The 734-nt window shown below is 62.5% G+C and carries 1 pseudogene; it reads left to right on the top strand.

The annotated features are described in order from the left end of the window. Window positions 1–98: 98 nt before the first annotated feature. Window positions 99–734 (top strand): annotated as a pseudogene (locus NKH54_RS32450) (IS256 family transposase); the annotation flags it as partial.

Below are 734 nucleotides of genomic sequence, written 5' to 3'. Positions count from 1 at the left end.
GGTAGTGTGCTGAGAGTTCTGCAAATTCGCTGAGAGGGGGCGGTCATGGCAGGCTGGTGATTGTTCACGTCACCTGATTCCCGCGAAGGAACGCCACCATGACCAAGACTGAAGTTAAGACCGCCAGCGCTGCCGTCAAAGACATTTTGCTTTCGAACCCGGATGGATTGCACGAAGTGCTCCGTGCGGTGATGCAGGAGGTGCTTGAGGCCGAGATGGACGAGGCGCTGGGTGCCTCGAAGAGCGAGGCACGCCCGAACGGCTTGGCTATCGCTCGGGCTATTACGGCCGTACCCTTGTGACGCGGGTCGGCAAGATCGAGCTGCGGGTTCCGCAGGACCGGGCCGGGCGCTTCTCCACCGAGCTGTTCGAGCGCTACCAGCGTTCCGAGCGGGCTTTGGTGGCGACACTGGCGGAGATGTATGTCCAGGGCGTGTCGACCCGCAAGGTGAAGGCGATCACGGAAGAACTGTGCGGCCATGCCTTCTCGGCCTCGTCGATCTCGGCCATCAACAAGCGGCTGGACGAGAGCCTCGCTGCCTTTGCCAGGCGCCCCCTTCAAGAGCCGTTTCCTTACCTCATCCTCGATGCGCGCTACGAGAAGGTGCGTGAAGCCGGTGTTGTCATGAGTCAGGCGGTGCTGATCGCGGTCGGTATCGACTGGGACGGAAGGCGCCAGATCCTGGCCGTGGAGATGGCCAATCGCGAGAGCCGCTCGGCCTGGAGGGACTTCC

Source organism: Mesorhizobium sp. M1004 (genome assembly GCF_040318795.1).
In the GTDB taxonomy this organism is placed as follows: domain Bacteria; phylum Pseudomonadota; class Alphaproteobacteria; order Rhizobiales; family Rhizobiaceae; genus Mesorhizobium.
This window is presented reverse-complemented; position numbering and strand designations above follow the sequence as displayed.